This is a genomic window from Moorena sp. SIO2C4 (genome assembly GCF_010672485.1).
GTDB lineage: Bacteria > Cyanobacteriota > Cyanobacteriia > Cyanobacteriales > Coleofasciculaceae > Moorena > Moorena producens.
Window position 1 is genome coordinate 1 of record NZ_JAAHGN010000545.1, and the last position, 4,960, is coordinate 4,960.

5 protein-coding genes are annotated in these 4,960 nt (G+C 44.8%); 1 reads left to right on the forward strand and 4 read right to left on the reverse strand.

Going from position 1 to position 4,960, the window contains the following annotated elements; all coding sequences use genetic code 11:
* The coding region (locus F6K20_RS24020; protein WP_287296297.1) for a tetratricopeptide repeat protein at window positions 1-982 on the reverse strand (982 nt) is incomplete at its 3' end.
* Window positions 983-990: 8 nt separating this feature from the next.
* Entirely contained in the window at window positions 991-2,448 is a 1,458-nt protein-coding gene (locus F6K20_RS24025; RefSeq protein WP_008186784.1) for a tetratricopeptide repeat protein, read from the reverse strand.
* 96 nt (window positions 2,449-2,544) lie between these two features.
* On the opposite strand from F6K20_RS24025, the gene F6K20_RS24030 reads away from it, so the two are divergent.
* Entirely contained in the window at window positions 2,545-2,724 is a 180-nt protein-coding gene (locus F6K20_RS24030; protein WP_008186782.1) for a hypothetical protein, read from the forward strand.
* A 102-nt stretch (window positions 2,725-2,826) separates the two neighbouring features.
* Here the strand turns inward: F6K20_RS24030 and F6K20_RS24035 are convergent, their stop codons facing one another.
* Window positions 2,827-3,351: a calcium-binding protein gene (locus F6K20_RS24035; protein WP_008186780.1), complete on the reverse strand. Its 525-nt coding sequence runs from the start codon at window positions 3,349-3,351 to the stop codon at window positions 2,827-2,829.
* A gap of 318 nt (window positions 3,352-3,669) precedes the next feature.
* A partial coding sequence (locus F6K20_RS24040; RefSeq protein ID WP_287296299.1) for a glycosyltransferase family 61 protein occupies window positions 3,670-4,960 on the reverse strand: 1,291 nt, incomplete at its 5' end.

Below are 4,960 nucleotides of genomic sequence, written 5' to 3' on the forward strand. Positions count from 1 at the left end.
TCAGATACATATATAATGAAGATGTACCAGATCTGGCCGCTCCAATAATAACGAAGTCTGGACCATGCTCTTTTTTAGGTTTCCAGTCAACCTCGGCCAGGTTGGGATTGGATGCAACTGCGTTTGTATAAGCGCTAGTTTGGTAACAACTAATCGCTTCTTCAAGTTGCCCTTGCTCGGTTAGCACATCCCCTAAATTCCCCCAAGCTAGAGGAAAATCTGGTTCCCGTTCGATGCACTGTCGATAAAAAGTGATAAGTTGCTCTAACTGCTCTGATTCAATCCAGGTGTACTGTAGGTCTACATAAGCTCGCTTAAAACAGGGGTCAAGCTCAATCGCTTTTTGATAAGACTCAATGGCTTCTTTGAATCGACTTTGCCCTCTGAGGAGTTGACCCAACTGATGATAATATTTAGCGCTAGAGTTGGGATTACTATCGACCAATTGTCGATAGTAGTTCATGGCTTGGTGATTTCGAGGATTATTCTCGACCGCCTGTTGATAAAGTGCGATCGCATCTTCCATCTTGCCCTGGGATTTGAGTATCTCCCCCAAACGATAGTAAACTTGGAGTAAATTGGGCTTTAACTGAAGCGCTTGTCGATAACAGGTGATGGCTTGGTCTGGTTTGCCTAGAGACCACAGCCTGTTGCCCAACTTAACATGCTCCTCTGGTTTAGCCCAATTCGGCTCTAGGGTTAGGGCTTGATACCAACACTCCGTAGCTTCTGCCTCTTGACCTGTCTTAGCGAAGACCCGAGCTAAGTTACGGTAAGCTCCAGCAAATTTGGGGTCAATAGCGATCGCTTTTTCGTAACATGCGATCGCTTCCGGCCACTGTTGCTGTTGAGCATACAGACTACCCCGATTAGCATGGTCTTTAGCCAACTTTGATTGAATTTTCACCACCTTGAGCTGGCTCTGGGTTTGGTCAACAGAGTCGTGATCATGACCCGAAGATTGCTTGATATCCCTTGACATCGTTACCGTTAAGAAGCTATTTTTTTAACAATCAGTAGACGAGCCTGATGCAGAATCTCAAACTGACCCTTAACTGAATCTAGAAACCTATTAATCCCAATTTTAGGCGCTTCTTGTGGTTTAGCCGGATTGCTCCATCCATAGTTATTAACGATCATCAGCCCCCCAACCTTGAGCAGCTTCCAACAAAGTAAAGCATTTTGCTCAGCAATGGTAGCTTTGTGACGCCTGTCGCGAATGTTAGCTAAATCATAGCAATTGCTATCAAGGGAATTAAGCAACTGCTCAGGTTTTCCCTCTAACCTAGTCACCTTTTCGGCTGCTTCAGTTTTAGCGATATTGGCAGCAAACTCTTCCTGAAAGTATGGCGAAACACAGGTTAATCGAGCTGAGGAGTTAGTCAGGATTTTATCAAGTAACCAGCAAGCGGAATTACCTTGAAAACTCCCAATTTCCAGACACTGAGCATCAGCCACACCAGCTAGGGGCTGCAAGTGTTCTTCCCAGACCGGAATTTTAAAGGTAAACCTATCCTCGGTGAATCGATAATCCTTCTGAGCACACTGATGCCAACCCCGCAATTGAGCAGCTTTTTGATAACAGGTGTAGGCTTCGGTCAATTCACCTTTTTTTACCAAAGCATCCCCGAGTTGAACATAAGTCCAGGGATAGTCACCCACTGTCGCAATTACTGCACGGCATGAGACAATGGCTTCATCCCACTTCTGCTGTTGAATCAACAGTTGGATCAGTTCCCGATAAGCTCCAGGGAAATTTGGATCAACCTCAATCGAGCGGCGAAACGCTGCAATCGCTGTGTCCACCATTCCTTGTTTGAGCCAAATCCCAGCAATTTTATAGTGCCCCTTAGCTTGATTTGGGTCAAGGTCGAGTAACTTACGATAACATGCGATCGCATTATCCCACTTCCCCTGGGCTATCAAACAGTCTCCTAACTCGTAGTAAGCTACCCATAGGCTGGAGTCACGCTCAATCGCATTTTGGAAGCAAGCAATGGCTCGATCCGGTTTACCCTGAGCCAGGAACGCTTTCCCTAGTTTATAATGTCCCTGAGCCTTTGCTGATTGGGGTTTCAGCCTCAGAGTCTGATACCAACACTCAATTTCCTCGTCTTTGTTCCCCAGCTGAGAATAGATTTCTGCCAAACTCCAGTAAGCCTCAGGGAAATCTGGCTGGAGGCTAAGAGCATGGTAGTAGGATGCGATCGCTGCTTGCCACTGTTGTTGACTAGTGTATAAACTCCCTATTTTAGCATAGACTTGCACTAAATTCGGTTTGTCATCGAACACTCTAGAGTGCCAGAAAATTGCGTCATCAAACCGACCCATCCCTTGCAAGATATTGCCTAAAACTCGGCAAGTCGAGGCAAAATCAGCTCGATTTGGGGATGGACTTTCCAACGCTTGCTCACAAGCGGCAATTGCTTCAGTTAAGTAATTGTACATGATGAGAGGGAACAGCGGAACAGGGAACAGGGAGCAGGAAACAGCGATGCAGCGCTACTTGATTAACTTTTGCCTGTTGCCTTTCCTTCATAAAACATGTTCACAACTCAAATCAAGCATTCAGCGGTCAGTGGTCAGTGGTCAGTGGTCAGCGGTCAGCGGTCAGCGGTCAGCGGTCAGTGGTCAGTGGTCAGCCGTTGGCCAATGGCCACTCAAGTATCGTGGCACAGGGTTCTAGCCTATGATGTAAAGCATAACCTGATTGCTGATAGCTGATTGCTGCTTACTGATTGCTGCTTACTGATTGCTGCTTACTGATTGCTGCTTACTGATTGCTGCTTACTGATTGCTGCTTACTGATTGCTGATAACTGACCTACTAGAGTATCTCAAAACCATCGTCAGTTTTATTAATTTCAACATCCAAACCTGAACTCAATTGAGCAATGGTTTCCCCATCGACTTTTAGCTCACCAGTGATCGAGTCGTAAGTCACGTTAGTCTGGTCATCAACCCCAGGAATCACGATCCGATCTTCTCCAGAGTTAAACTCAGTAATAATATCCGGTTGATTGTCAAAGAACTCGAAGGTAAATGTATCATGTCCAGGACCTCCGATCGCCACATCAGTGCCTGGTCCTATGATCAGGTTATCATTTCCTTCTCCACCCAGCACCACATCATCCCCTTCATCGCCAGTGATTTGGTCATCCCCTGCTTGCCCCAAGAGCACATCATCCCCGTCACCACCACTAACTTCATCGGTTCCGTCACCAGTCTGAATAACATCTAGACCATCGCTCCCATCAACAAATACTGGTTTATCGTCTGGTCCTAAAATCACGAAGCCATCTTCATTAGTTGGGATAACTTCAAGATCTGGGTCAGCAACAATAGAAGACATCTACTATAACTCCTTCTTTATCCTAGTTGATATTACCACCTATCAACTATAATTTATTACAGAATTTTTAGCCACAAACAAGATTAGTTTTTTTTATTATCAAATAGTTAGTGGTTATACCGAACATAGTGTGTATAAAACCGCGCTTATTGACCACTAGGTCTGATGGGACTGGTTATTTCTCAAAAAACATTCTATTAAAAACTCAAAGTCCCGCCCAATAAGGATTATTTATAGCAATTATTCCCTAATATTGTTACACAGCAAGTTTGGTAGAGCCCAAATATTTTTACTGAATCCATGGCATCATTTGCCTCCTTATTGGTTATGCACCCTTGAGCATAGCTGATTTAGACCAGTAATTTGAATTACTGAATAAAGGTAATCTAAGTTAACTAAGATATCTTCTGTTAGTGAGCTGGTATACATGAGTTTACGAATAGGTTGACAGTCAAAGTTTTCTCCTTTTAAATAGTAATGTTTCAGTCCCAGCTGTTGGCTAATCATCCAGTAATCTGTTCTCACATAATTCGGTGACACTAGTTCTATGATTTGAGTACCAGGGCGACAAAATACAGTATTGCTCAAACCAGCGCCATGGGGAGCAACAATTGCTTTGACAGAAGCAAATAAAGCAACTTGTTCCCTCACAGACAGGCTTTCTAGGGCAATGGTAATAAAACCAAATTGGGATAGCAGCTCCTTGACCTCAGTTTCGTTGAGAACTTGTCGATGTCTGGCTTGAGCTCTAGTGATGTAGATCCGCTCTGGGTATCTTAATTCCAGAGTTTGCGGTAAAAACCTCTGTCTGAGAAAGTTAATAGTACCCTTCGGTACCCAATCAAAATGTCCAGGAAAGGAGGGTAAGACTAACTCCTGGGCTTGAATATGGGGGTAGCGATCGCTGGAGATAATTTTGTTAGCAGGAATGCCTAACCAATTGAGGGTTTCTTGTTGAAAGGGTTGCTGTGGCGTGTTGATCAAAAACCAATCAATCTTAGGGAAATCTATCCCACTGCGGCGCAGGATTTCAATTCTAGGCAGGACATCAAACATCCAGTGGTAGTAGCCATGTCCCGACAATCCCGATAGAACCGCTACTGTGCCATCTATGTACTCTAAAGGCGGCATCTGCTCCAGACTAAATATTAGATGCTTTCTGGGGTCGTAATTCTCACATCCAGGTAAATACCATGGGTAATTTCGAGAGACGTCAGATAGCAAATAATCATCTGGAGTAATGATGGCGATGCTATGACAAATCTTCCAGTAACTGCTTTGGGGGGCAATCCAAGCCCGTCCTTGTGGGATAGTCGCCACAAAGACAGTAGGGGAATCCACAGACAGTGTTTCCGGTGGGTTACACTGATAGACCCTCTTGCCGAGATGAATTGACTGAAACTGGCTACACAGTCGTCTCATACATCGATTACAGGTAACACCGCCACATTGAGACCGGGATTGAGACTGAGCCTGAGACTGGGACTGGCTGGGTTCAACAGATATAGGAGCCAGGGCAGAAACTGGCGGCGCTACCATGGACATGGTGTTGAGATGCTTTGGGAAACCATTGTCCTGTAAACCATGGTTCACAGAAACTTCAAATTCC